Source organism: Caballeronia zhejiangensis (genome assembly GCF_000698575.1).
Taxonomy (GTDB): Bacteria; Pseudomonadota; Gammaproteobacteria; order Burkholderiales; family Burkholderiaceae; genus Caballeronia; species Caballeronia zhejiangensis.
Genome location: NZ_JFHD01000015.1, coordinates 99,660 through 124,153 on the forward strand (window position 1 = coordinate 99,660; position 24,494 = coordinate 124,153).

Below are 24,494 nucleotides of genomic sequence, written 5' to 3' on the forward strand. Positions count from 1 at the left end.
GCTCCTCGATTCACACCTTGATGCTGTAATCCGCGACCTTGATGCGCGAGTTGATGATCTTGCGCTCGGCCAGCCAGTCGGCGGCGCGCTGAAATTGCGCGATGAAAGCGGCATCGTCGGGCTCGTGAAACTGATTGACGCGCTTGAGGCTTGCGAGATAGTCGCGCACCTGATCCGGATATTTGCCCTCGCGCTGCACGAGCAATTCGGCTTCGGCGGAATGCGCCGACTGCCACGCGCCTTCCACGTAATACGCATCGATCACCGCGCGGATCAGCTCGGAATTCTCCTCGGTGAACTTGCGGCGCGTGACGAGCGAGCTGTAATCGATCAGAAAATCCAGATCGCGGCCTTCGTTGAAGATGTCTTTCGCGTCGTTCGAGAAGCGCGAGATGTCGACGCCGGGCGACCACATCGACCAAGCGTCGACTTTGCCTTGCGCGAAGGCGGGCGCCGCGTCGGGCGGATTCAGATAGACGAACTGGACCTTGTCGCGATCGACGCGATGCTTCTCCAGCGCGGCGATCAACAGGAATTCGCCAAGCCCCGACCGGTTGACGGCGACCTTGCGGCCCGCGAGATCGGCGACGGATTCGATGCCGCTCGACTTCTTCGCGATGATGGCCGTCGAGCGCGGCGAATAGATGTCGAACGCGGTGAAGACGATCGGCGAGCCGGCGAGCATCGCGGCGAGTGCGGGAGTCGTCGATCCCCAGAATCCGAAGTCGGCGCTGCCGCCGACCACGGCCTGTATCGAAGGCGCATGGTTCGGGAAAGGGCCGACCCATTCGACCTTGATGCCTTTCGCGGCGAGCGTCTTCTCGAACACGCCGCGCTGCTTCGCGATGTCGGGCAGGCTGCCGTAACCCCAGCCGATGCGGACCGTATCGGTGTTGCGCGTCAGCTTGCGCGGCTCGGCCGCGCGTGCCGGGAACAATCCGCCGGTCGCGGCGCCGGCCAGGAGGCCTCCCGCCGCGCGCAGCAACCGGCGGCGGCTCAGCGATGAGTCGTTCATGCTCGTCCTTCTTGTCTTATGGAAAAGTGATCAGTGAGACCGGACGCCGAGTTCCGCGAGCAGGGCGGGGCGCAGTGCCTGCGGCGCGTGTTCGCCGGGTTCGAATGACGCCGCGATGCGTCCGGCGCGCATGACGAGAATCCTGTCGGCGAGCGTGAGCGCTTCGTCGACGTCATGCGTGACGATCAGCACGCCTGGCCGATGCAGCGCGACGAGTTCCTTGACGAGACCGTGCATGCGGATGCGCGTGAGCGCATCCAGCGCGGCGAACGGCTCGTCGAGCAGCAGCAGCGCGGGATCGTGGATGAGCGCCCGCGCCAGCGCCACGCGCTGCGCCTGACCGCCTGACAGATTGCGCGGCCAGTCGTCCTCGCGGCCGGCGAGTCCGACTTCGGCCAGCGCGCGCGCCGCGCCCGTCCGGCCAATCGTATTCTCGTAGCCGAGCGCGACGTTCTGCCATAACGTCGACCAGGGCAGCAGGCGATGCTCCTGAAACACGACGGACGGACGTTCCGGCGCGCGGATCGACCCGGCGTCGGGGGAATCGAGCCCCGCGAGCGCGCGTAGCAGCGTTGTCTTGCCGCATCCGCTTTCGCCGAGCAGCGCGACGAATTCGCCTTTGCGAATATCGAGGTCCAGTGCATCGATGACGACGCGGCTGCCATAGCGTCTTTGCAGTCCGCGCACGGACACCGCCAGCGCCGGCGAACCGACGCGCGCGTCGCGGCGCGTAACGATGGCCGTCATGTGCGCGCCCCTTTCGCGTAGTTCGCGTGCCACGAGAGATAGCGGGCTTCGAGCAGGCGCACGAGCGCATCCGCGACGACGCCGATGATCGCGTAGATGATGATGGTGAGCAGAATGACGTTGGTGTTCAGGAATTCGCGGGCGTCCATCGCGAGGAACCCGATGCCTTTCGTCGTGGCCAGCGTCTCGGCGATGACGAGCGCGAGCCACGCGTGGGCGAGCGCGTAACGCACGCCGGTGAGGATCGACGGCATTGCGCCGGGAAGGATGATTCGTCGCACGATCGCCGTTCGGTTCAGGCCGATCACGCGGGCGAGTTCCATCAGTTTCGAATCGATCTGGCGAATGCCGAGCATCGTGTTGATGTAGATCGGGAAGAGCACCGCGAGCGCGACCATAAAGATCTTGGCGATTTCGCCGACGCCGAACCAGACGATGACGAGCGGCAGCATCGCCAGGAAAGGAATGGCGCGCACCATCTGGATCGAGCGGTCGAGGAGCGCTTGCGCGAGCGGCGAGAATCCGACGGCGATGCCGAGCGCGAGCCCGATCGTTCCGCCGATGACGAAGCCTCCCGCGGCGCGCAGCAGCGACACGCCCAGGTGCACGAAGAGTTCGCCGTTTTGCGCCATGTGGACGGCCGTTTCGAAGACGCTGCTCGGTGCCGGGAGGACCTGCGGCGCGATCAGTCCGAGGCGCGCCGCGATTTCCCATAGCAGCACCACGATTGCGGGGATGGTCCAGGAGAGCCATCGGTAGAGCACGTCTTTGGAAATCAGCGCGCGAGACGCGTGTCCCGAGCGATAGGTGTCGCGCGTGGATGTCAGGTCAGCCATCTTGTCGGCTCGTCGTGAATTCGAGCCTGTAATTAGAAAGCTTCGGAATGCACGCAACAAACGTTTTATTGTGCTTTGCTTTTCACGCTTCACCGCGTTAGGGCATACGCATTGCTTACTACGAGAGACGCGCTTGCAAACCTCTTTCGCTTATGCCCGCCGCATGAATCAATATGACCTCGTCAGCGCCATTCAATGTCTGCAACAAGAGCTCGACACGTCGCTTTTGAGCGACAAACAGTGCGCGGTTCGGATTTACACGCTGATTAAACAGATCGAAGCCGCCTCGATAATGGACGATCGCCTGAAACACGATCTGATGATGGTCGAATTTCTTCTGGTATTGAAACGGCGGCAGCAAGCACTCGATCGGCTCAAGAGCGCGGTGGTAGCCACGTATCTGCGCGCATGATCGGAATTGTCTAGTGGTCCGTGGCGGGGGGAGGCTTCTACAGTGTGGCTTCCCACAACGTCCGATGGAGAGTGACCATGGAATCCAGAATGAACGTCTCGGTCAATGACCACGGTCATGCAGTCATCACGTATTCGATGCCGCTGAGCGACTACTGCGCTCAACGAGCAAAAACGCTGCGCGCAATGGTGCAAGTCGTCAGCCATGCAAAAGAAACCGAGGACAGCGCCGCGCTCGTCAAGCCGCTCATGGAACTGATCCGCGTGCACGTCGACGAAATCGAGCCGCTATTCAAGTCGCTCGATCAGCGCGCATACGAAAAGGGATTCGAAGACGGGCGAGACGTCGGATTCCCGAAGAGCAAGAATCCGCACGAAATCGCCAAAGTACCGGCGGATAACGTCGCCGCAGTCAGACCCGCACGGTCAACTGCGTGACGCTCATGCTTTCGCCGCAATAGTCGGGCGCGGCATCGGAAGAAACGGCGGCGTCGCGATAAGCGGCGATGCGCGCCGAGACGATCCCTGTCGCGCCGGAAAGCACGCGCTCGCATACGCGTTCGAACTCGCCCGCGCCCTCGCGCAAGCTCACGAGGCCCGCCGCGCCTGCGCGCTGCGTCTCGGCGAGCGCGTGGGCGTTGGTTCCGTCGGTGAAAACGACGACCGGCGTAGCCGGACACGCCGCGCGCATCTCCCGCAAAAACGCGAAGTCGTCAGCCGGCGAGCCTTCCATGCCGCAACTCAGCACGATTACGTCGTAGCTCGTCGTCTTCAGCCTCGCGAGCAATTTATCGGCGTTCCTGACGCACGCCGACACCCGAAACCGGTCACTCGACTCGAACCAGCTTTGCAGCCCATATAAAACGACGGGGCGATCGTCGGCAAAGACGATCTCGATTTTGCTTTTGCGCTTCATTCTTTTAGACCGGCCTCGACGGACAATGCACACGATGTCCGGGTTGGAATTTCTTCGAGCGCGCACGTTAGCAAATCGGCAGCGTTCACGCTGCGGCGCACAACAAAATTTCTCGATTCATGGTCGATCCGTAGCGCTGCCGTTCGTCGTGGAAGTAGCCGGCGCTGCAAATGTCGCGATCGCTGCGCCGCGTCCGCAATCCGCTCGACTATCTGGAGACAGCCCGATGAGCCTGCAACTCTATGCACATCCCTTTTCGTCTTACTGTCAGAAAGTTCTGGTGGCGCTGTATGAGAACGGCACGCCGTTCGAATGGCGCGCGCTGACACCCGAAACGCCGCATTCGATGGCCGAACTCGCCGAAATCTGGCCGATGAAGCGCTTTCCCGTGCTCGTCGACGACGGCAGCCCGGTGATCGAATCGACGGTCATCATCGAATATCTCGGGCTGTATCACGCCGGCCCGGTGCGCCTCGTTCCCGACGATCCGCGCGCCGCGCTCGAAACGCGCTGGATGGATCGTTTCTTCGACAACTACGTGTCCACGCCGCAGCAGAAGATCGTTTTCGACGCGATGCGCGATCCGCACGAGCGCGACGCGCGCGGCGTCGCCGATGCCCGCGCGATGCTCGACACGTCGTACGCGTTTCTCGATCGCAAGATGTCCGCGCGCGAATGGGCGGCGGGCGACGCGTTCAGCCTCGCGGATTGCGGCGCCGCGCCGTTCCTGTTCTATGCGGACTGGTGTCATCGCATCGCGGAGCGGTATTCGAACGTGATCGCGTATCGCAAGCGGCTGCTCGCGCGGCCGTCGTTCGCGCGCGCCGTCGACGAAGCGCGGCCTTACCGGTCGCTGTTTCCGCTCGGCGCGCCGGACCGCGACTGAATCGCCCATTCTGAAAGGAGATCGGATATGAGCACGACCACGAACTACATTCCCGCCGATGAACTCGCGCAGCGCGCGACGATGAGATTTCCCAACGAAAGCGCCGAATATCGCCGGGCGCGCACCGCGTTGCTGGCCGAGGAAATCGACTTGCGCCGGCATATCGAGCGCGTCGCGCAGATGCGTCGCGCGTTGCCGCCCGGCGGCGAAGTGACGGGCGATTATCGATTCGACGGCGAGCGTGGCGCGGTTGATTTCGCCGGGCTCTTCGGCGACAAGGACACGCTCGTCACGTATAGCTACATGTTCGGGCCGCAGCGCGAGCGGCCGTGTCCGATGTGCACGTCGCTCTTGTCGGCGTGGGACGGCGAGGCGCGCGATATCGAGCAGCGCGTGGCGCTCGCGGTGATCGCGCGTTCGCCGCTCGCGAAACTCGTCGCGTTCAAGAAGGAGCGCGGCTGGCGCGACCTGCGGCTTTTCTCCGATACGAACGGCAATTTCAGCCGCGACTATCACGCGATATCGAAGGAAGGCGGCGACGATCCCGCGCTCAACGTCTTCACGCGGCGTGACGGCGTGATCCGTCATTTCTGGAGCGGCGAGATGGATTTTTCGACCGCCGATCCGAACGAGGATCCGCGCGGCGCGCCCGATCTGATGCCGCTCTGGACCGTGTTCGACATGACGCCCGAGGGACGCGGGACGAACTGGTATCCGAAGCTGGATTACGGGCCGCGTGACTGAGCCGGTCGCTGCCGGAGGAAATCGACGAGGACGGATACAATGCCGCGGCGCGCTTTCCAACGCGCTTCCGGCCGAGTCATCCGATCCAAGTCATGAACAATTCGCCCCGGGCCTTCCTGCTGGGCCCGCTTCTCAAGAGCGTGTCGCGGTCGTTTTATCTCACGCTGCGCATTTTGCCGGCGGGCATGCGCGACCCCATCGGGCTCGCGTATCTGCTTGCGCGCGCCGCCGATACGATCGCGGATACATCGCTGATTTCGCCGCAGCGTCGGCTGGAATTGCTGCTCTCGCTGCGCGCGCAAATCAACGGTGCGCCCGACGACGGCGCGCTCGCGCGCATCGCGGGTGAGGTCGCGGGGCAGCAGGCGCAGCCGGACGAACGCGCGCTGCTCGAATCGCTCGATGCGGCGCTCGCGATCCTGCCGCAATTGAACGCCGACGACCGGGCCGCCGTGCGCGACATCGTCACGACGCTTTCCACCGGCATGGAGTTCGATCTGCGCACGTTTCCCGACGAAACATCGGGCGAGATCGTCGCGTTGCGGGAATTCGGCGAACTGGATCGCTATACGTATCTCGTCGCGGGTTGCGTCGGCGAATTCTGGACGAAGATGACGTACGCGCATATGCCCGGCACGCTGAAAGCCGCGCCCGACACGATGCTCGCGCTCGGCGTGCGCTTCGGCAAGGCGCTGCAGATGACCAACGTGCTGCGCGACTGCGCGAAGGATTTGCGCATCGGCCGATGCTATCTGCCCGAATCGATGCTCGCGCGGCATGGCCTCACGCCGCAAGATGTGTTGCGGCCCGAAACGTCGGCGCGCGCGCGGCCCGTGCTTTTCGAATTGCTGCGCACGTCGCTCGCGCTGTTTGAAGACGCCGTCGATTACACGCTCGCGATTCCGGCGAGCGCGATCCGTCTGCGTCTCGCGTGTCTCTGGCCGATCATGATCGGCCTCGATACGCTCGTCCTGCTCGCGCGCAACGAAGCGTGGCTCGATCCGCGGAAGGTCTCGAAGGTGCGCCGCAACGACGTGTACCGGATCATGGCGGCGTCGTTGCCGATGGTCGTATCGAACGGCATGTTGCGCGCGTGGACCGCGCGCCGTGTTCAGGCAATCCAAGCCGAGATCAGCGCCGCAACTCGGCCATGATGCGTTCGGCGAGAAAGTCGCACGGCGGCCGTTTCGACGCCGCGCTGCGCGCCAGAACCACTTCGAGCGTGCCAATATCGGGCAGGCCTTGCGCCGGCCCGAGCAGCGTGAAATGCGCCGGCACCGCGCATTTCGCGAGCGGCGTCACGGCGAGACCGGCTTCGGCCATCGTCAGCAGACCGAGCAGGCTCGGACTTTCATACGACGTGCGATAGCCGATGCGCGCGCGCTCCAGGCTGCGGATCGCGTTTTCGCGCGCGACGCTGCCCGGCAAAAACACGGCGATGGGCAAGGGCCGCTCCTTCCAGATCTCGGTGCCGGGCGCGGCGGCCCAGACCATCGGCTCGTGGCGGAGAAATTCGCCCGACAAACCCTTCACGCGCGTCGCGCAGACAAGATCGACCGAGCCGTCTTTCACCATCGGCGCGAGCGCGACGCTCGGCAGGCCGACCACCTGAATCTCGACTTTCGGATACGTCGCCGAGAATTTCTTGAGGATCGGCGGAAAAAGCGACGACGCGTAATCGTCCGGCACGCCGATCACCACGCGTCCCGTCACGTCCGGCCGTACGACCGCCGCCCATGCCTCGTCGCGCAGCGCGATCATGCGCCGCGCGTAGGTGAGGAGCACTTCGCCGTCCTGCGTCGGCACCACGCTGCGCGGCTTGCGCACGAACAGCGCCTTGCCCAGCGCGGTTTCCAGCGTCTTGATCTGCATGCTGACCGCCGACTGCGAGCGATGCACGAGCTCCGCCGCGCGGCTGATGTTGCCGGTATCCGCGACGGCGATGATCATCGAAAGGACGTCCAGATCGAGCGCTTTCATGGTGAGCGACCGGTTGCTATCAGAAATTCTGAACGATCCTATCAAAATTATGCGTTTTTCTTTTGCTTCGCCGCGGCGCATAGTCGCATCCAAGGAGCTAACTCATGAACGCGCGAACCGATCTCTCCGTCCTCACTGCCGTGCAAGGTCTGCCTGAACCGTCGTTTGCCACGACGAAATCGGGCATTTCCGTGCCGTATATCGAGTGCGGCGAGGGCGAGCCGCTCGTTCTCGTGCATGGCTCGCTGTGCGATTACCGCTACTGGGACGCGCAGATTTTGCCGCTCGCGAAGCATTTCCGCGTGATCGCGCCGAGCCTGTCGCATTACTGGCCCGCCGTCGATGCTTTCGTGCAAGGCGAATTCGGCTGGGAAGCGCATGTCGCGGAAATGGCGGAGTTCATCGAGGCGCTCGATCTCGCGCCTGTGCATCTCGTCGGGCATTCGCGCGGCGGCTGCGTCGCGTTTCATCTGGCGCGCGAGTATCCACGGCTCGTGAAGACGCTCACGCTCGCCGATCCGGGCGGTCCGCTGCAAACCTCGCCGCAGGCCACGCCCGCCACGCTGCCGCCCGCGACCAACGCGCTGCGCACGCGCGTGGCCGAGCTGATCGAACAGGGCGAATTCGACCGCGGCCTCGAAATGTTCGTGGATTCGGTCAGCATGCCGGGCTTTTGGAAGAAGAGCACGGAGAGCTTCCGTCGCATGGCGCTGGATAACGCGCTCACGCTGCCGAAGCAATTCCGCGATCCGCTGCCCGCATACACGCGCGAAGCGGCGCGCGACATCAAGTGCCGCACGCTGCTGATCGACGGCGAGAAAAGCCCGCGCATGTTCCGCAACAACGTCGAGAAGCTCGAAGAGTGGATCGAGTTCGCGGAGCGTCAGACGATCGCGCGCGCATCGCACGGCATGAACGTCGCGAGTCCCGGCGCGTTCAATCGCGCGGTGCTGGCGTTCGCCGGCGCATGGTGAGCCGAAAGCGGCTCACTGCAGCTTCCAGATGTTCGCCGCGATCGTGCCTTCGTCGTTGAACACGTTGATGATGTCGGGCACGTCGCTGATCGGCACGTTGTTCACGATCAGCGCGAACGCGAGCCTTCGTCCGCTTTTCGCGTCGATATAACCCGCGAGCGCCTGACCTTTGAGCGTGGTCGTCGCGGTGCCGTCGGGGTTTTCGGTGCCGGTCACGTACGTTCCCGTCTTCGCGTACACCTTGCCTTTCGCGCCCGCGAGCGTCGGATCGGCTTCGAAGTCGGTCGTGCTCGCGAGCGAGCCGTCGACGCCGAGAAAGGGCATCGAATCCAGATACGCCGGGAACGCCGGACGGCCGTTCATCGCGCGCAACATCGCGATGACCGCGACCGGCGTCGCCGTCGTTTCGCCGCCACCGCTGCCGTCGATGAAATGCGTCTGGCTCATCGGCACGTTGAACGGCGCGGCGGATAGCTTCGCGTTCTCCGCCGCGAGCGCCGACTGAAGCGTGGTCGAACCGTTGTTCGCGACGCCGAAGAGCATGAGGCTCGTGTCCGCGCCGATGTTGTAGCTGACCTTCAGAATCCACTTCGAATATTCGCTGTACGGCTGCGATGTGAGCTGCGCGACGCGCGTATCGGCGGAATATGAATTCTTCGCGGGCAGAAGTTGCGTCGGGTTGTTTTCGACAGCCGGCGCCGTGACCCTCACGCCGGCGCGCGCGAGCGCCTCGATGAGCACCGTGCGCGCATAGTTCTGCGGCGCGGTGATGCGGAACGTGCGGATGACCGGGAAATTCGGCACGATCGGCGGCACGTAATTCGCCGGAATCGAACCGCCGATCGTGCCGGTGCAGGCAAGCGAGCCGAAGCAGGTCGGGTCCGTCGGCGTGACGGTGATTTTCGCCTCGGTGCCCGCCGCCGCTGTCATCAACGTGGATTGCACCGTGAACGCCGATGATTTCGGCCGATAGTCCACCGGCGTCGCCGAGCCGGCGCTGCCCTGCGAGATGATCGTATCGACGACATCGTCATTCACGAAGATCGACCGCAATTGAAATTCGCCGCGAAAGTCGAAGGGTTCGAAAAGCCGATCGTCGATGACGACTTCGCCGTTGACCTTCTTGATGCCCGCTGCCGCCACCTGCGCCGCGAGCGCGTCGTAGCCCGCGAGCGGATCGGGCGCGGTGATCTGCGCGTTGCCGAGATTGTTCGCTTCGTTGTGGTCGAAGTTGGTCCAGGCGAGCGTGCCGTCGGCGTTCGTGCGGCCGCCCATCGAGAGATCGCCGCTCGCGACGAGCACGAGATTGCCGTTGAGCGTGCCGGCCGCATCGACGGTTCCCGTGCGATACACCGGCGTCTGAAACTGATGCTGCGCCCCGTATTGATCGAGCGCCGCGCCGAGCGAAAACACCTTGCGCACCGACGCCACATACACCTGCGCGTTCGAATTCATGTCGTAGACGAGATCGCCCGAGTTCAGATCGACGACGCGCAATGCCCACGTCGCGCCCTGATACATGGGCTTTTTCATGATCTGCGTGATGGCGTCGGGGGCGGACGTATCGGTGGAATCGGAGCCGCCGCATCCGGTTAAAGACGTGACGAGCGCGCAGCCGAGAGCGAGAGCGGCCACGCGTGCCGGACTTCCTGAAAGCGGGTTCATGACGCGGCTCCGATAAAGGCACATCGCGCTCCGCACCGGAGCGAACATCCATACGTCGGGACTGCTTCACAGCGCAGACAGGACATGTCGGCGGCCGCCCATCATTTCGCAGCGAGGCGGGTGAGTGAATTAAATACCTTACACGAGCCTTGTCAAGCGAGGACTATCGCGAATCCAGTGCTTCAGGCAAGCGGTTTTTGTTTGAAATCGTGAATGCTTTTCGTCTGCTTGTTGTGACGCGACAACGGAAAAAAGTTTGGCGCGGGCTAACATCTTCGGCACCTCATCGCGAAGAAGAGGACACCTTGAGCACGGCCCACGACGATCTCGATGCATGGAAACGCCGGCGCACGCTCGAACTGGCGTACGAGCTGGCCGATAGCGGCCGCTACGAAGATTTCACCGATATCGCCTATGCGCTGCAATTCGAGCGCGGCATGGCGACCGCGCAAGCGCTGATCGACGACCCCGACATGCGCCGCGTGCTGAACCAGCGTTGCGGCGACGCGCGCGAAAAGCTCGCGCCGGTTCCGGAGCCCGTTCCCGAACCGGAGGCGATCGAAGCTGCATCGGAAGCATCGAACGATCATGCGCAACTGCCGCAAGCCGGCGACTTCACGGGCGCGCCATCGCTCTTCAAGCGCGCCCTCGGCATCGTCTGGCGATCCGGCAACGCGGGCGGCCTCAATTCCGCTCCTTCCTGAAGTTTTCTTGTCGCGGGCCGTGCGCCAGCGCACGACATCACTCCATTTGCGCGCAAATGGCGGATTTGCACGACTTGAGCGCCCGTCAAAACCTTTACACTTGCAGAAGCTGAACCATAAGCCCGGACTGTGCGCGCACAAGTCCGGTGTTTGAACTTCGAGGAGGAAATGTTCGTGGCTAACGAAAAGATGCTCGCGCAAATGGCTGAGAAGGATGGTTTCATCGCTGCTCTGGATCAGAGCGGCGGATCGACGCCCGGCGCGCTGCGGCAATACGGAATTCCGGACGACGCCTACAACGGCGACGCCGAAATGTTCAAGCTGATGCATGAAATGCGCGTGCGTATCATCACGGCGCCTTCGTTCACGGGCAAGAAGGTGATCGGCGCGATTCTGTTCGAGCGCACGATGGACGGCGAAGCGGAAGGCAAGCCCGTTCCCACGTTCCTGTGGGAAGACCGCGGCGTCGTGCCGTTCCTGAAGGTCGACAAGGGTCTCGAAGCCGAAGCCGACGGCGTGCAGATCATGAAGCCGATCCCCGGTCTCGACGATCTTCTGGCGCGCGCCGTGAAGCTCGGCATCTTCGGCACGAAGATGCGCTCGGTGATCCATCAAGCCGACGAAAAGGGCATCGCCGCCGTGGCGAAGCAGCAGTTCGAAGTGGGCGCGCAGATCATCAAGCACGGTCTCGTGCCGATTCTCGAACCCGAAGTCTCGATCAAGAGCCCGGACAAGAAAGGCGCGGAAAAGATTCTGCGCGACGAATTGCTGAAGGGCCTCGACGCGCTGCCGGAATCGAGCAACGTGATGATCAAGCTGACCATCCCCGACGAGGCGGATTTCTATCGTCCGCTGATCGAGCATCCGCGTGTCGTGCGTGTCGTCGCGCTGTCGGGCGGCTATACGCGCAGCGACGCGTGCAAGAAGCTCGCGCAGAACCACGGCATGATCGCGAGCTTCTCGCGCGCGCTCATCAACGAGCTGAAGAAGGACATGAGCGACAGCGAGTTCGACAAGACGCTCGAGCAGTCGATCGACGAGATCTACGAAGCGTCCGTGAAGAAGGTCTGACGCTTCGTTACTTGTTGGCGCGTTCGGTAGGCGGCGGCGTTTGCACGACGGGCGCCGCCGCCCGAAAAATGTCCTCGCGCGTGCCGCTTTTCGGCGGATAGATGCGCTCGCCGTTGATCGTGCGCTTCGTCGCCTTCGCCGTCTCTCCTTCCGAGACGAGCTTTCTGTCCCATCCTTCCGTATACACCGCGCCCCACGGCCCGAGATCGCAGATGGTCGTGTACCAGTCGATCGACAGCGGCAGCATCTCCAGCCCGAATAGATCGCAGACGGCGTTGTTGCCCGCGTAACGTCCCATCGGCCGGCCATGCTGGCACGACATCACCGATGGCCGCGTGCCGTCGATCAATATGCGCGCGCAATCGCCCGCCGCGAACACGCCCGGCACGCCTTCCGCGCGCAGAAACGTATCGACGGGCACGCGTCCGAGCGGGTCCAGCGTGACCGGCAATTGTGCCGCGAGCGCGTTCGCGTGCATGCCGCCGCACCAGACGACCGTCGCCGCTTCGATGCGCTCGCTCGCCGCGCCATCGTGGAGCGTGAGACCTTGGCCATCGACCGATTCGAGCGTCACGCCTGGCCGCATCTCGACTTCGAGCGTCTGCAACGCGCCTTCGATGACATGCTGCGCGCCGCCCATCGATTGCGCGATCCGCGCCGAACGATCCGCGAGCACGACGCGCACCTTGCCGCGATCCTTTTCCGCGACGATCTCGCGCAGGCGCGCGGGCAATTCCGCCGCCAACTCGATGCCCGTCAGTCCCGCGCCGACCACGACCGCCGTATAGCGGCCGGGCGTGTCGGGCAGCGCGGGCAAGGTCAGCAGATGCGCCTGCAGCTTGCACGCGCCCGCGTAGGTGTCGACATCGAATGAATAGCGATCGAGGCCCGGAATCGGCGGACGCACGAGCACGCTGCCTGCCGCGAGGATCATCCGGTCGTAGTCGAGCGTCTCCGATGCTCCGTCGCGTTCGATCGTCACACGGCGATTCGCGCTGTCGAGGCTCGTCGCCTTCGCCTGAATCAGTTGCACGCCCGCGGGCCCGAGCACGGTATCGAGTTGCACGAGCGTCGGGTCGAGCGGCTGTTCGTAGTTGCGCACCCGCACGCTATGAAAAGGCACCGGATTGACGATGGCGACTTCCGCTTCGTCGGCGTGCCCGAGTTCGTCCAGCTTGCGCGCCGCCGACAGCGCGCTCCACAGACCGGCGAAACCCGCGCCAATCACAAGGATTCGTTTCAAGGCCATTCCCCTGATTAAACGATCGTTCGTGCTATGCGTCGCGTAGAGCGGCGCTCCGTTCTTGGTTATAGGCGATTCGCAAGGCGTTGGTTCTCATCGCGCGTGCCCGTATTAGTCGGGTTTTCGCCAAAAGTGATTTCGCCGTTTAGGTATTTACCCTAGGGCGTGCGATACCTAAACTCTGTTCAACGGTCGCGCACGAAGCAAACAAGGCAGCGTGAGCGGCAACTCAAAACTTATGGATGGAGGAAAGCATCATGAACAAGTTCATCGGTATCGCAGCGGTCGCTCTTGCTTTTGCCGCGCCGGTCGCATCGTTCGCGCAGTCGAATCAGCCCTTGACGCGCGCCGAAGTCCGCGAGCAAATCGTGCAATTGGAAAAGGCCGGTTATAACCCGAACGTCATCAGCGATTCGAAGTATCCCGCCGACGTTCAAGCTGCCGAAGCGCGCGTCGCCGCGCAAAACGGATATGGCGGTGTGGCGGATGGTTCAGCGCAATCGGGCGCTCGCGTCAACGCGGTTCAAGCCGACGTTTTCCCGACGTTCGCGCATCACTGAGCAGCAAGCAGCAAGCCGCAAGCCGCATCACGAAACGCGCTGGTCTCGGACCGGCGCGTTTTTTCGTTCTAGAGCGGAAAGCCGCCTGCGAACGTCTCGCGCAAATATCCGATGAAAAGCGCGACCGCGCGTGGCACATGCGGCGCATAAGGCCGCACCACGAATAGCTGATCCGCGAACGCGCCGACCGGATGCCACTCCGGCAACAGCACGACGAGCTTTCCCGCTTGCACGGCGGCCTGCGCGGTGAAATCCGGCAAGAGCGCGATGCCGAGATCGTCGAGCGCTGCATCGCGCAGCACTTCGCTGTTGTTCGCCGCGAAAGGACCGCTCACCGCGAGCGTATGAGGCCCGGTCGAAGTCTTGCGCCCGCCTTTCCTTTCGAACGACCAGATGCTCGATGCCTGCGGCCGCGGATAGACGAGGCAATCGTGCGTGACGAGATCGTTGGGCGTCGCCGGCGTGCCGCGCCGCTTCAGATAGGCGCGTGTCGCGACGATCACCGAACGGGTATCGCACAGCTTCCACGCGACGTGCGTATCCGGCACCTGCGCGCTGTGCCGCAGCGCGAGATCGAAGCCTTCGGTCGCGATCGAACTCAACCGGTCCGATGCCTCCAGTTGCACCCGCACATCGGGGTGCGCGTGCAGAAATCCGGCCATGCGCGGCACGAGCTGCTGCCGCGAAAAGGCCATCGGCGCGGTTACGCGGATGAGCCCGCGCGCGACGCCCGCCATCTCCTTGACGCTCATGAAGCTCGATGCGATGCGCTCGTACTGCTCGCGCGTATCGTCGACGAGCCTGCGGCCCGCTTCGGTGAAACGCACGCTGCGCGTCGTGCGCGTGACGAGCGGCACGCCCGCCGCGCGCTCCAGTTCGGCGATGCGCTGGCTCATCGCCGCTTTCGATACGTTCAGCCGCGCGGCGGCGGCCGTGTAGCTGCCTTGTTCCGCAAGCACGGTGAGCCAGTGCAAATGGGTCCACAGACCTTCGATCTTTTGCTCGTCCATCAACCGATTGTTTGCCAATATAAACAATGAGTTCAATCATAGCGTCTTTGCAAGGGGCGCATCGCTTCCTACACTGTGTCAATTGCCAAACCAGTCCCGTGAGAGGAGACAGCATGCAAGCGTTCAACGATACCGCCGACGTCGTTCATTACATTCACGGCGAGCGCACGCATGGCTCGGCCACGCGCACGCAGCCGGTGTTCAATCCCGCGACGGGCGAGCGTCCGCGCAAGCTCGTGCTCGGTGAAGCCGCCGATGTCGATGCAGCCGTCGCGAGCGCGAAAGCCGCGTTCCCGGCCTGGCGCGACACGCCGCCGATCCGCCGCGCGCGCGTCATGCTGAAGTTCCTCGAACTGATGAACAAGCATCGCGACGAACTCGCCGCGATCATCACTGCCGAGCACGGCAAGGTGTTCTCGGATGCGCAGGGTGAAGTGTCGCGCGGCATCGACGTGATCGAATTCGCATGCGGCATTCCGCAACTGCTGAAGGGCGACTACACCGAACAGGTCTCGACGGGCATGGACAACTGGACGACGCGCCAGCCGCTCGGCATCGTCGCGGGCATCACGCCGTTCAACTTTCCGTGCATGGTGCCGTGCTGGATGTTCCCGGTCGCGATCGCGGCGGGCAACGCGTTCATTTTGAAGCCGAGCGAGCGCGATCCGTCGGCGTCGCTGTTCATGGCCGATCTGCTCAAGGAAGCCGGTTTGCCCGATGGCATCTTCAACGTCGTGCAGGGCGACAAGGTCGTCGTCGATGCGCTGCTCGCGCATCCGCAAGTGAAGGCGATCAGCTTCGTCGGCTCCACGCCGATCGCGAACTACATCTACGAGACCGGCGCGAAGCACGGCAAGCGCGTGCAAGCGCTCGGCGGCGCGAAGAATCACATGGTCGTGATGCCCGATGCGAACATCGATCAGGCCGTCGATGCGTTGATCGGCGCGGGCTACGGCTCGGCCGGCGAGCGCTGCATGGCGATCTCGGTCGCGGTGCTCGTGGGCGATGTCGCCGACAAGATCGTGCCGCGTCTCGCAGAGCGCGCGCAGCAACTCAAGATCAAGAACGGCATGGAAGACGACGCGGAAATGGGTCCGATCGTCACCCGCCAGGCACTCGAACGCATCGAAGGTTATATCGCGCTGGGCGTGGAAGAAGGCGCGAAACTCGTCGTCGATGGCCGCGGCTTCAAGGTGCCGGGCCACGAAGACGGCTTCTTCACGGGCGGCACGCTGTTCGATCATGTCACGCCGGACATGCGCATCTACAAGGAAGAAATCTTCGGCCCGGTACTCGCGTGCGTGCGCGTGAAGGACTTCAGCGAAGCGGTCGATCTCGTCAACGAGCACGAATTCGGCAACGGCGTCGCCTGCTATACGAGCGATGGTCATATCGCGCGCGAATTCGGCCGTCGCATCGAAGTGGGCATGGTCGGCATCAACGTGCCGATTCCGGTGCCGATGGCGTGGCACGGATTCGGCGGCTGGAAGCGCAGCCTTTTCGGCGACATGCACGCGTATGGCGAAGAAGGCGTGCGCTTCTACACGAAGCAGAAGTCGATCATGCAGCGCTGGCCCGAGAGCACGGAGAAGGGCGCGGAATTCGTGATGCCGACCGCGAAGTAATCGATCGTTACGCGTGCAACTAATCGCCCGCTTTTTCCGTGTGGAAGAAGCGGGCGTTCGTTTTTGTGCCCCGGCGCGCCGAACCGTATGAAACGCCGTCGGTTGACCGTTCATGTGCAAGCGGCGAAGATTCAGCAAGAACGACAGCGACGCGAAGCCAATCGACATGCAGCGGCAATTCGACGACCTTCTTCTCGGCAGCATCGAACTCTTCTGCCTTGCAGCCGAACTCGGCAGCTTCACGCTCGCGGCGACCGCTGCGAGCGTCACGCCGGCGGCCGTGAGCCGCTCGGTCGCGCGACTCGAAAAGCGCCTCGCCGTGCGGCTTTTCGTGCGTACGACGCGCCAGATTCGACTGACCGATGCAGGACGTCGCTACTTCGAGCAATGTCGCGATGCGCTCAATCGTCTCGCGGAAGCGGAGCGCGAAGCCACCGGCCAGCAGACGACGCCGAAGGGCGTGTTGCGCATCAGCATGCCGACGCCTTACGGGCATTACCGCATGCTGCCGTTGCTTGCGGAGTTCAGAGAGCGTTATCCCGATGTCACGGTCGAAGCGCATCTGAGCAACCGCAACATCGACTTCGCCGATGAAGGTTTCGACCTCGCGATACGCGGACGCGCACCCCGCGATTCCGGTCTGATCGCGCGCAAGCTCGAAGATGCGGAGTTGGTCACGGTGGCGTCGCCGGCTTATCTGAAGCGCGCGGGCGTGCCGAAAACAATCGAAGATCTGCTCGCGCACGAATGCATCCAGTTCGAGATGCCAAGCACCGGACGGCCCGTGCCGTGGCTCTTCATGCAGAACGGCGAACTCGTGGAAATCACGACGCAAGGCGGCTACGGCACGTCCGGCGATGCGCTCGCGGGCATTCCGCTCGCGCGTCACGGCGCGGGTCTGTTCCAGATTTATCGCTTCACCGTCGAGGAAGAATTGCGCGCGGGCACGCTTGTCGAGGTGCTGCGCGATTACGGCGGATGCAGCAGGCCGTTCATCCTGCTGTATCCGCACGGCAGACATTTGTCGTCGCGCGTGCGGGCTTTTGTCGACTTCGTCGTCGAGAAGCTCGGCACGCGTTGAATCAACGTTCAGAGGATGCACATTCATGAGCAAGAACGCATTGACATCGCTACTCGGCATCGACGTGCCGATCATTCAGGCGCCGATGGCCGGCGTCAGCACGCCCGCGCTCGCGGCGGCCGTATCGAATGGGGGCGGGCTCGGCTCGCTCGGCGTCGGCGCGATGAACGCGGAAGGCGCGCGCAAGGTGATTCGCGAGACGCGCGAGCTGACGAGCAAGCCGTTCAACATCAACGTGTTCTGTCATGAGCCGGCCCGCGCCGACGCCGCTATCGAGCAGGCATGGACGAACTGGCTCGCGCCGGTGTTCGCGCAATACGGCGCGACGCCGCCCGCGAAGCTGAGCGAGATTTATACGAGCTTCGTCGTCGATGATGCCATGCTCCGGGTCTTCGTCGAAGAGAAGCCCGCGATCGTGAGTTTTCACTTCGGCTTGCCGTCGAAGGAATACATCGATGCGTTGCGCAACGCGGGCATCAAACTGATTGCGTCCGCAACCAATTTGCGTGAGGCGGAGCAGGTCGTCGCGGCGGGCATGGATGCGATCGTCGCGCAGGGCATCGAAGCGGGCGGACATCGCGGCATCTTCGATCCGCAAGCCGACGACGACAACCTCGGCACGTTCGCGCTGACGCGTCTTCTCGCCAGCAAGTTCGATGTGCCCGTGATCGCGGCGGGCGGCATCATGGACGGCGCGGGGATTGCGGCGGCGCTTGCGCTGGGCGCACAGGCCGCGCAATTGGGCACGGCGTTCGTGCCTTGCACGGAGACGTCGATCGATGCGGGCTACCGTCGCGCGATCTTGACCGATGCGGCCGAACGCACGACGTTCACATCGGCGATTTCGGGGCGCAAGGCGCGCGGCCTCGTCAACAAGTTCACCGAACTCGGGCGCGCCGAAGGAGCGCCTGCCATTCCCGCGTATCCGATTACCTACGATGCAGGCAAGGCATTGCACGCAGTGGCGAAAGCAAAGAGCGAATTCGGCTACGGCGCGCAATGGGCAGGGCAAGCCGCCGCGCTCGCGCGCGAGTTGCCCGCCGCCGAATTGATGGCGCGGCTGCAAGACGAACTGCGGGAAAGCATCGCGGGATTGCAGCGATATGCATCGCGTTGAATGCGCTAGTTGTATTGGGTGACGACGGTCACGAGCGTCGTCGATTCGGCGCGCGCGTTTTCGGATCGCCGTATCAGAAGCGCGCCGCCTGCCGGGCCTACGTGATATGAGCGGCCCAGGGACGGCCCGACGCGCTGTCCCGCGCCGTCGATGAAATGCGAGCTCACCGCAGCGGCACGATCGCCCACTACGACCAACGAAACCTCCGCGCTCGGCGCATTGTGCGGTGGCGCGTAATAGGTGACAACGGCGGAGGAACGTACGCCTTTCACATCAGCGGAATCGTTCTGGAATCCACTGGTTCCGAGCATGGAAGCAGATCCGGAAACGATGTCAAACGGCGGCGCAACCAATGCACCTCTGAACGTGATCGTGCCGCCCGGAACGAGTGTCGCGAAAGCCGGCACGCAAAGCCCGGCAAGGGAACTCACGACGGCGCAGCGCAGCGCGTGCCGGGCAATAGTCAACCACTTCGCTTTTCTCATCTCGGCCCCTGTAATGAAACTTCTTGTGCTCGGGATTCCTTATCTGCGCGCTGCGGGAACATAATCAGCTTAAGAACATAATAAGACGTATCCTATTTTTGGAGCAAATCTTTTTTGAGATTTGATAGATGCCTGCGAGACGGCATGCAAATAACTCATGTCGATCCTTTTAGGCAACAAAAAACGCGCAATGGGAAATTCCCGATGCGCGTTTCAAGCGTATTAGAGCGAACTGCTCTGGCAAAGCCAGAAGGGTTACGTGAACGAACTCAAGGTATTCGGCACGTCAATGCACTCTTGCACAGTCAGCGTAAGGATGGTCCGTTGTCCGATGTTTTCGCGCAGCACAACAGCGTGTTTGCGTAGGAAATATCGTCGATGGTCAGGGACGCAACGTTCGCCTTCAATTGCAACGAGGAAACGATAACCTCGTATCGAGAACGCATGAGATCGCGGCGAACCGTAAAGTACGAGTCGAGCGCACGCAGAACGTCGACCTGCGTCCGGCTGCCGACCTTGAAGCCCGTTTCGGTTGCGGCCAATGCTTCCTTTGATGTCTGCAATAGCTGTTCGAGTGAGATACTCCGAACGCGCGCCTTTAGATATGCAGCGTAGTTTTCGCGCGCATCCTTCTCGGCCGTGAAGGACGCGGATTCGATCGCGTCCTGCGCTTTGTCTTGCTGCGCCAGGCTTTGCTTCAATCGCGCCTGTATCTCTCCGCCGGAGAAGAGCGGCATCATCACTTGGAGCATGGCTGTGGTCGTGGTGGTCGGGCGCGCATAGCCCGACGCTGCGCCAGCCGGCGTGTAGGTGCCGGTAAGCGAGACGACCGGATAGTGCGCCGCACGCGCCTTTTTCGAATCCATCTTCGCGATTTCGAGGTCGAGCTGTTTCGATTGCACATCGTAGCCGCTCGAACTCGCCTGACCGGCCCAGACATCCGGATCTTCCGGCTCGATACGCGGCAGCTTCGTGCCCGCTGCAAGACCCGCAAGCGGCGAGAATGGCTTGCCGCTCATCTGCTGTAGAACGCGACGCTTCACCTCCATGTCCTGACGCGCGTCGGCGTTTTGAATCCGCGCCTGGGCGAGAGCGACATCGATATCGCGCTCGTCTATGACAGTCGCTTCGCCGGCGGCGCGCTTACGGCGCGTTTGCCTGTGCTGTTCATCGATGGCGGCGAGATATTCGCTCGTACGTTCGAGTTCGTCCTCCGCCGCGAGCGCATCGAAATAGGCGCGAACCGCCTTGAGCATCGCCGCTTGCTGCGCGGCCGCGAATTGCACCGCGCCTTGAGCGACGACCAGATCGGCCTGCTGATAGGTCGTCCATTTGGCCCAGTCGAAGAGGGGCTGCGCGGCCTGAAAAGTCCATCCGTTTTGCCAATAGCTCTGACGCGGAAAACCGTCCGTTTTGATTTCGTTATACGCACGGCCCCATCCTCCGCTTATCTGCGGCAGCAAGGCAGCTCGCGCAATGGGAATGGCCTGCTTCGACGCCTCATAGGCGGCGCGTGCCTGCGCGAGATCGGCATCCTGTGAGAGCGACGCATTCACCATATCGAGCAGATCGCTCGCGCATGTCTGATTAGCCAGCGTCATGCAGACCGCAACCAAGACTGCTGAGAATCCCGGCTTCTTCATGCGTCCACCAGCACCGGATCAGATGCTTGCACGACGTGTTCAGGCACGAGCCCGCCATTGGCGAATGCATAGCGCATGTCGAATGCCGATGCCAAAGCCATATCGTGGGTGATGACCACCACCGTTTGCTTCAGACTGCGAAGCAGTTGCGCAATGTGCTTCACAGATGCGGGATCAAGATTCGAAGTAGGCTCATCGAGCATCAGTATCTCGCGTTGTTGATAGAGCGCGCGCGCCAGCAAAAGACGTTGACGCTGCCCCGCAGAGATGTTGGCAATCGTGTCGCTGATGACGGTTCGCGTGCGCATCGGCAGACGCATGACATCGTCGAGAAGGCCCACGTCGGAAAGCAGCCTGTGTATGCGGTCGTCGTCGGGATTCGCCGCAAACAAGGTGATATTGTCGGCAATCGAGCCGTGAAGGATGATGTCGCCCTGGCGCATATGAGCCATGTGGCGCCGAATTTCATCGACGGCAAGATTCGGCCACGCGATTCCGTTGAGTTCGATATGCCCTTCCCGCAGAGGCTCGGCCGCCGATAAGAGCTTGAATACCGTGGACTTGCCGCTCCCCGAAGGACCGGTGATGACGATCTTGTCGCCTTTGCGAATCGAAAGATTGAGATCGGCCAGCACGGGTTTATCGGATACGCCGTAGCTGAACGTCACGTTACGCATTTCGATACTCGAGAAATCGCGTATCTCCGTCGCCCGTTCGCTCGCGCTCAATGGCGTGTAAGTTTCGGTCTGTGCTTCGACGATGTCGTCGACCCGCGCGACCGGCACGCTCAACATGAAGTACTGAAACATCGCGTTGATGGCGTTGGCAAAACGCTCCGACATCAACGACTTGTAGATCAGGAACGAATAGAACACGCCGACCGAAACGACGCCGCCGAGCATGAGCCGTGCCGCCATGTATGTGATAACCACGGTGTCCGCGTAGTTGACGAGTTTGAGCAGGCTGTCGCGCGTGCAGTTCAATCGGCTCTTCGCGAGCGCTGCCACGGCATACGCCTTGAAGATCGTCATGTAGATCGACGTGCGTCGAGTCTCGCCCTGTGCAAGCTTGAGCAACGACGCCGCGCGGATGGTCTCGATCAGCGCGTCATCGCAACGGGCCGACGTTTCCGTGACCAGCGCGTGATTGTCGCGCATCGCGGGATACATGCTCAACGCCAGCGCCACGTACGCGGCGAATACCACGAGTGCAATGAGCGTCAGTTGCCGGCTTTGGATAAGCATGAGTATGAGCGCGAGCGTTCCTACCGCCACGTCGATGCACAACGAGACGATGGAGCGCGTCGCGTAGCCGGTGATCTCGTCCTGCGCCTTCACGCGCGCGAATACATCGCCGACGTGCCGCTTCTCGAACCATGGCATCGGATTGCGCAGAAGATGCCCGATGAGTCCTTCCGTCGAGTTGATTTGGACCAGATTGAAGATCAATTCGGTGAGGTACTTCTGCACGTATTCGCTCAACGCGCCAAAAACGAAAATGCTTGCGAAGGTACGATTGCATGCCCCCAGGGATCGATACGAAGCCCTGCAGCATTCGCGACGCGCGCGCCTGCCGCATCCTTCGCTTCGACGACAGCCACGGTGTCGCTCATGTTGGGTGTAAAAGCGACACCGCCACGCCACGCCACGATCCCGCCGGAAATACCTGCTCCAACCTGGTTGTAGTGGCGTCCGGTGCTTGCGTTGGCCGTCAATAGCGCGAACGGCGACGAATAGCCCATATTCGCGCCGCCGTTGAGCGCGCTGCCACCGTATGTGCCACCGTCGGAATACGTACCGTTGACGCCGTAACTGAACGCATTGTCGTTGCCGAGCGTGCCCGAAATGGACTGCTGGACACTGGTGCTCTTATTACTCGTATCGTGCTGGACATAGGTGCTAGATTGAGGCGCGCGCGAGCCCAATCCCAGAGGCACTGATAGCGTCAGCATGATGCGGTTGTCCCACTTATTCGTTCCGACCTCGTACTGTCGGACGACCGATGCGCCATAAGTCATGCGCTTCCAGCTATTGCTATAGCCAATCTGGTATTGCGTATCGTGGTTTGCGCGATTCCAATAGCTCGTGAGCGAACCCATCGCATAGAGATTACCGAATCGGCCGCCTTCTCCGAGACTCTGATTCAGCACGAACTGAAGACGGGACTTCTGCATTCCCGTCATTGCATCGGGGTGGCCGTCCTGATAGAGCTGACGTTGCTGCACGGCATCCGGCAGCGAAAAGAAACCGCTAGTCGAATACCGATAAGCAGCAATGGCAATATTGGTGCTCGTCGCTTCAAGCAGACGACTGTAGCTCAACCGTACACTGGTACCGTTGCGCGAGCCATAGCCTTTGAAACTGGCGCTCGCCTGCGTGACATCGAGGGCGACGGCGCCTATTTTCGTATTGAGCGCGGCCCCCAACATGCCGGAGACATACATGTCCGCGCCAATGAATCCGCCATAGACCGTGAGGAAATTGCTGAGACCGCGCTGAATCGTAAACTGTGAAACGAACGGGTGAATGTCGATGTTCGGATCGCGATATTCGCCGATCGTGGCACTGTAGCGAGTCATGCCGGCGCGCAACGAATTGACGGCCGCCGCATAGGGCACCGTGGAAATACGCTGGGAACCGTCGGCCTCGGTCACGATTACATCGAGATTGCCGCCGTAACCGGTCGGATAAAGGTCGTTGATTTCGAACGGCCCCGGCGGAACATTCGTTTCATAGATGATGTTTCCGTTCTGCCGAATCTGAACTCTTGCGTTGCTGTTTGCGATGCCGCGCACGATAGGAGCATAGCCGCGTTGCGACTCCGGATACATCCGGTCGTCGGTGCCGAGCGTTACGCCGAGCACGCCATAACTGTCGAACAATGCGCCATCGGTGAAGGTATCGCCACCCGTCAACTGGCTCTTGATGTCCTTGAAGTCACGCTGCAGGTAGGTTTGAATCGTCTGATAATGCTGCCCGCTGACATTGTCATGCGTCAGATTGCCTTGGTAGCGGAATCGCCACGGGCCGGCATTGATCCCGCCGATCAGGCCGAGATACTGTGAGTCGTTATTGAACCCGCCGGATGAGCTGTGGTAGGTATTCGCGTTGTACTGGAGCGAAGCTGCAGGCACGCCTTCGTCCCAGAATTTCGGATCAACGTAACCGCGCGCTCTCGTATTCAACACGATTTGCGGAATACTGACTTCGAGACGCTGCTCGCCGCTATCGAATGATGCCGTGGCATCGGTTATCAGATCAGCGAGCGACGGACACGTTTTATCCGCGTCATCGAGTGCGGCCAATGCTTCGGGAGTCAATTTCCGGATGTCGACGCCGAATTGCGTCAAAAGATCGGACGTCATGCAGGGGTGCACGACGCCGTCACCGTTTTGGGGTCCACGAATCTCGATGCCGAGTTTGCCTTTCCACTCGTTGTTCACATAAGTGTCGGCACGATAGGTGCCGGGCAGGATTTCCTGCCCTTTGTTGAAGCGGGATATATCCACCTTTTCGCCGCTTCCCGATTCGAGAAACTGTTCGTTGAATTCGACGGCAGAATACTTCGTTGCGGCGTCGGCGTACGCATGCGAACTGGCACTCATGGCTGCGAGAGCTTGCAGAGTGACGAAGTACATCGGATTCAACTTGTGAACCGACGGGAAATTGCGGCGGTCTTTCATTTTCGATTCGATCAGCCAAACGTATGACAGCGTGTCTCACACACGTCATCGCACTACGCACGCGGAGATACTTTCCGGGATGAAACGTATAAAGACTTA

Annotated in this window: 24 protein-coding genes and 1 pseudogene; 13 read left to right on the forward strand and 12 right to left on the reverse strand. The window is 62.0% G+C overall.

Annotated features, from left to right (window positions below):
- Positions 1 to 10: 10 nt before the first annotated feature.
- From BG60_RS19700 to BG60_RS19710, 3 genes are read right to left on the reverse strand one after another with little or no spacing between them, the layout of a single operon-like run.
- Positions 11 to 1,015, reverse strand: coding sequence for an NrtA/SsuA/CpmA family ABC transporter substrate-binding protein (locus BG60_RS19700; protein ID WP_033536495.1), 1,005 nt, complete (start codon positions 1,013 to 1,015; stop codon positions 11 to 13).
- A gap of 30 nt (positions 1,016 to 1,045) precedes the next feature.
- Entirely contained in the window at positions 1,046 to 1,762 is a 717-nt protein-coding gene (locus BG60_RS19705; protein WP_008349001.1) for an ABC transporter ATP-binding protein, read from the reverse strand.
- Positions 1,759 to 2,598, reverse strand: coding sequence for an ABC transporter permease subunit (locus tag BG60_RS19710; RefSeq protein WP_008348998.1), 840 nt, complete (start codon positions 2,596 to 2,598; stop codon positions 1,759 to 1,761). Before BG60_RS19710 ends, BG60_RS19705 begins: the two co-directional genes overlap by 4 nt.
- Before the next feature lie 133 nt (positions 2,599 to 2,731).
- Here BG60_RS19710 and BG60_RS19715 point away from each other — a divergent pair, with 133 nt between their 5' ends.
- Both BG60_RS19715 and BG60_RS19720 read left to right on the forward strand, forming a co-directional pair.
- A complete protein-coding gene (locus BG60_RS19715) occupies positions 2,732 to 3,010 on the forward strand; it encodes a hypothetical protein (protein WP_008348996.1) in 279 nt (92 codons plus the stop codon).
- 77 nt (positions 3,011 to 3,087) lie between these two features.
- Positions 3,088 to 3,447 carry a hypothetical protein gene (locus BG60_RS19720; RefSeq protein WP_144403726.1) on the forward strand — a complete coding sequence of 120 codons (360 nt, stop codon included), beginning with the start codon at positions 3,088 to 3,090 and terminating at the stop codon, positions 3,445 to 3,447.
- On the opposite strand, the gene BG60_RS19725 is transcribed toward BG60_RS19720, so the two are convergent.
- Positions 3,422 to 3,925: a response regulator gene (locus BG60_RS19725; protein WP_008348992.1), complete on the reverse strand. Its 504-nt coding sequence runs from the start codon at positions 3,923 to 3,925 to the stop codon at positions 3,422 to 3,424. The genes BG60_RS19720 and BG60_RS19725 overlap by 26 nt on opposite strands.
- 226 nt (positions 3,926 to 4,151) lie before the next feature.
- Between BG60_RS19725 and BG60_RS19730 the strand changes: the two genes are divergently transcribed.
- The 3 genes from BG60_RS19730 to BG60_RS19740 all read left to right on the forward strand — a co-directional run bounded on the left by BG60_RS19730 (position 4,152) and on the right by BG60_RS19740 (position 6,709).
- The gene (locus tag BG60_RS19730; RefSeq protein ID WP_008348990.1) at positions 4,152 to 4,811 is read left to right on the forward strand and encodes a glutathione S-transferase family protein; all 660 of its coding nucleotides are present in this window, start codon (positions 4,152 to 4,154) and stop codon (positions 4,809 to 4,811) included.
- A gap of 27 nt (positions 4,812 to 4,838) precedes the next feature.
- Entirely contained in the window at positions 4,839 to 5,555 is a 717-nt protein-coding gene (locus tag BG60_RS19735; protein WP_008348988.1) for a DUF899 family protein, read from the forward strand.
- 92 nt (positions 5,556 to 5,647) lie between these two features.
- The gene (locus BG60_RS19740) at positions 5,648 to 6,709 is read left to right on the forward strand and encodes a phytoene/squalene synthase family protein (RefSeq protein ID WP_008348985.1); all 1,062 of its coding nucleotides are present in this window, start codon (positions 5,648 to 5,650) and stop codon (positions 6,707 to 6,709) included.
- Here BG60_RS19740 and BG60_RS19745 read toward each other — a convergent pair.
- Positions 6,687 to 7,535: a LysR substrate-binding domain-containing protein gene (locus BG60_RS19745; RefSeq protein ID WP_008348983.1), complete on the reverse strand. Its 849-nt coding sequence runs from the start codon at positions 7,533 to 7,535 to the stop codon at positions 6,687 to 6,689. The two genes, BG60_RS19740 and BG60_RS19745, sit on opposite strands and share 23 nt — an antisense overlap.
- A gap of 104 nt (positions 7,536 to 7,639) precedes the next feature.
- Here BG60_RS19745 and BG60_RS19750 point away from each other — a divergent pair, with 104 nt between their 5' ends.
- Positions 7,640 to 8,509 carry an alpha/beta fold hydrolase gene (locus BG60_RS19750; RefSeq protein ID WP_008348981.1) on the forward strand — a complete coding sequence of 290 codons (870 nt, stop codon included), beginning with the start codon at positions 7,640 to 7,642 and terminating at the stop codon, positions 8,507 to 8,509.
- A gap of 12 nt (positions 8,510 to 8,521) precedes the next feature.
- Here BG60_RS19750 and dacB read toward each other — a convergent pair whose 3' ends face one another.
- Positions 8,522 to 10,174 carry a D-alanyl-D-alanine carboxypeptidase/D-alanyl-D-alanine endopeptidase gene (gene dacB, locus BG60_RS19755; RefSeq protein ID WP_051079021.1) on the reverse strand — a complete coding sequence of 551 codons (1,653 nt, stop codon included), beginning with the start codon at positions 10,172 to 10,174 and terminating at the stop codon, positions 8,522 to 8,524.
- A 305-nt stretch (positions 10,175 to 10,479) separates the two neighbouring features.
- Between dacB and BG60_RS19760 the strand changes: the two genes are divergently transcribed.
- Positions 10,480 to 10,878, forward strand: coding sequence for a hypothetical protein (locus tag BG60_RS19760; protein WP_008348978.1), 399 nt, complete (start codon positions 10,480 to 10,482; stop codon positions 10,876 to 10,878).
- Positions 10,879 to 11,052: 174 nt separating this feature from the next.
- Entirely contained in the window at positions 11,053 to 11,949 is an 897-nt protein-coding gene (locus BG60_RS19765) for a fructose bisphosphate aldolase (RefSeq protein ID WP_008348976.1), read from the forward strand.
- Positions 11,950 to 11,956: 7 nt separating this feature from the next.
- Here BG60_RS19765 and BG60_RS19770 read toward each other — a convergent pair whose 3' ends face one another.
- Positions 11,957 to 13,192, reverse strand: a complete 1,236-nt coding sequence (locus BG60_RS19770) for an NAD(P)/FAD-dependent oxidoreductase (RefSeq protein WP_174447737.1) — start codon at positions 13,190 to 13,192, stop codon at positions 11,957 to 11,959.
- A gap of 257 nt (positions 13,193 to 13,449) precedes the next feature.
- Between BG60_RS19770 and BG60_RS19775 the strand changes: the two genes are divergently transcribed.
- Positions 13,450 to 13,752, forward strand: a complete 303-nt coding sequence (locus BG60_RS19775; protein ID WP_033536520.1) for a DUF4148 domain-containing protein — start codon at positions 13,450 to 13,452, stop codon at positions 13,750 to 13,752.
- A 68-nt stretch (positions 13,753 to 13,820) separates the two neighbouring features.
- On the opposite strand, the gene BG60_RS19780 is transcribed toward BG60_RS19775, so the two are convergent.
- Positions 13,821 to 14,762, reverse strand: a complete 942-nt coding sequence (locus BG60_RS19780; protein ID WP_008348968.1) for a LysR family transcriptional regulator — start codon at positions 14,760 to 14,762, stop codon at positions 13,821 to 13,823.
- A gap of 113 nt (positions 14,763 to 14,875) precedes the next feature.
- On the opposite strand from BG60_RS19780, the gene BG60_RS19785 reads away from it, so the two are divergent.
- The 3 genes from BG60_RS19785 (at position 14,876) to BG60_RS19795 (ending at position 18,585) form a co-directional block, all read left to right on the forward strand.
- A complete protein-coding gene (locus BG60_RS19785; protein ID WP_008348966.1) occupies positions 14,876 to 16,387 on the forward strand; it encodes a CoA-acylating methylmalonate-semialdehyde dehydrogenase in 1,512 nt (503 codons plus the stop codon).
- Between the two features lie 166 nt (positions 16,388 to 16,553).
- Positions 16,554 to 17,468 (forward strand): LysR family transcriptional regulator, encoded by a 915-nt coding sequence (locus BG60_RS19790; RefSeq protein ID WP_008348964.1) that lies wholly within the window; start codon positions 16,554 to 16,556, stop codon positions 17,466 to 17,468.
- 25 nt (positions 17,469 to 17,493) lie between these two features.
- Positions 17,494 to 18,585, forward strand: a complete 1,092-nt coding sequence (locus BG60_RS19795; protein ID WP_034472418.1) for an NAD(P)H-dependent flavin oxidoreductase — start codon at positions 17,494 to 17,496, stop codon at positions 18,583 to 18,585.
- Positions 18,586 to 18,590: 5 nt separating this feature from the next.
- Here the strand turns inward: BG60_RS19795 and BG60_RS38780 are convergent, their stop codons facing one another.
- Positions 18,591 to 18,896 carry a hypothetical protein gene (locus BG60_RS38780; protein WP_008348961.1) on the reverse strand — a complete coding sequence of 102 codons (306 nt, stop codon included), beginning with the start codon at positions 18,894 to 18,896 and terminating at the stop codon, positions 18,591 to 18,593.
- On the opposite strand from BG60_RS38780, the gene BG60_RS38270 reads away from it, so the two are divergent.
- Positions 18,895 to 19,134, forward strand: coding sequence for a hypothetical protein (locus BG60_RS38270; protein ID WP_051079002.1), 240 nt, complete (start codon positions 18,895 to 18,897; stop codon positions 19,132 to 19,134). The two genes, BG60_RS38780 and BG60_RS38270, sit on opposite strands and share 2 nt — an antisense overlap.
- A gap of 241 nt (positions 19,135 to 19,375) precedes the next feature.
- On the opposite strand, the gene BG60_RS19805 is transcribed toward BG60_RS38270, so the two are convergent.
- From BG60_RS19805 to BG60_RS39580, 3 genes and pseudogenes are all read right to left on the reverse strand, one after another.
- Positions 19,376 to 20,671 (reverse strand): TolC family outer membrane protein, encoded by a 1,296-nt coding sequence (locus BG60_RS19805; RefSeq protein WP_081851866.1) that lies wholly within the window; start codon positions 20,669 to 20,671, stop codon positions 19,376 to 19,378.
- Positions 20,672 to 20,709: 38 nt separating this feature from the next.
- Positions 20,710 to 22,224 (reverse strand): annotated as a pseudogene (locus tag BG60_RS19810) (peptidase domain-containing ABC transporter); the annotation flags it as partial.
- Positions 22,191 to 24,395 (reverse strand): fimbria/pilus outer membrane usher protein, encoded by a 2,205-nt coding sequence (locus BG60_RS39580; RefSeq protein ID WP_051996548.1) that lies wholly within the window; start codon positions 24,393 to 24,395, stop codon positions 22,191 to 22,193. The gene BG60_RS39580 and the pseudogene BG60_RS19810, both read right to left, overlap by 34 nt.
- Between the last annotated feature and the right edge of the window lie 99 nt (positions 24,396 to 24,494).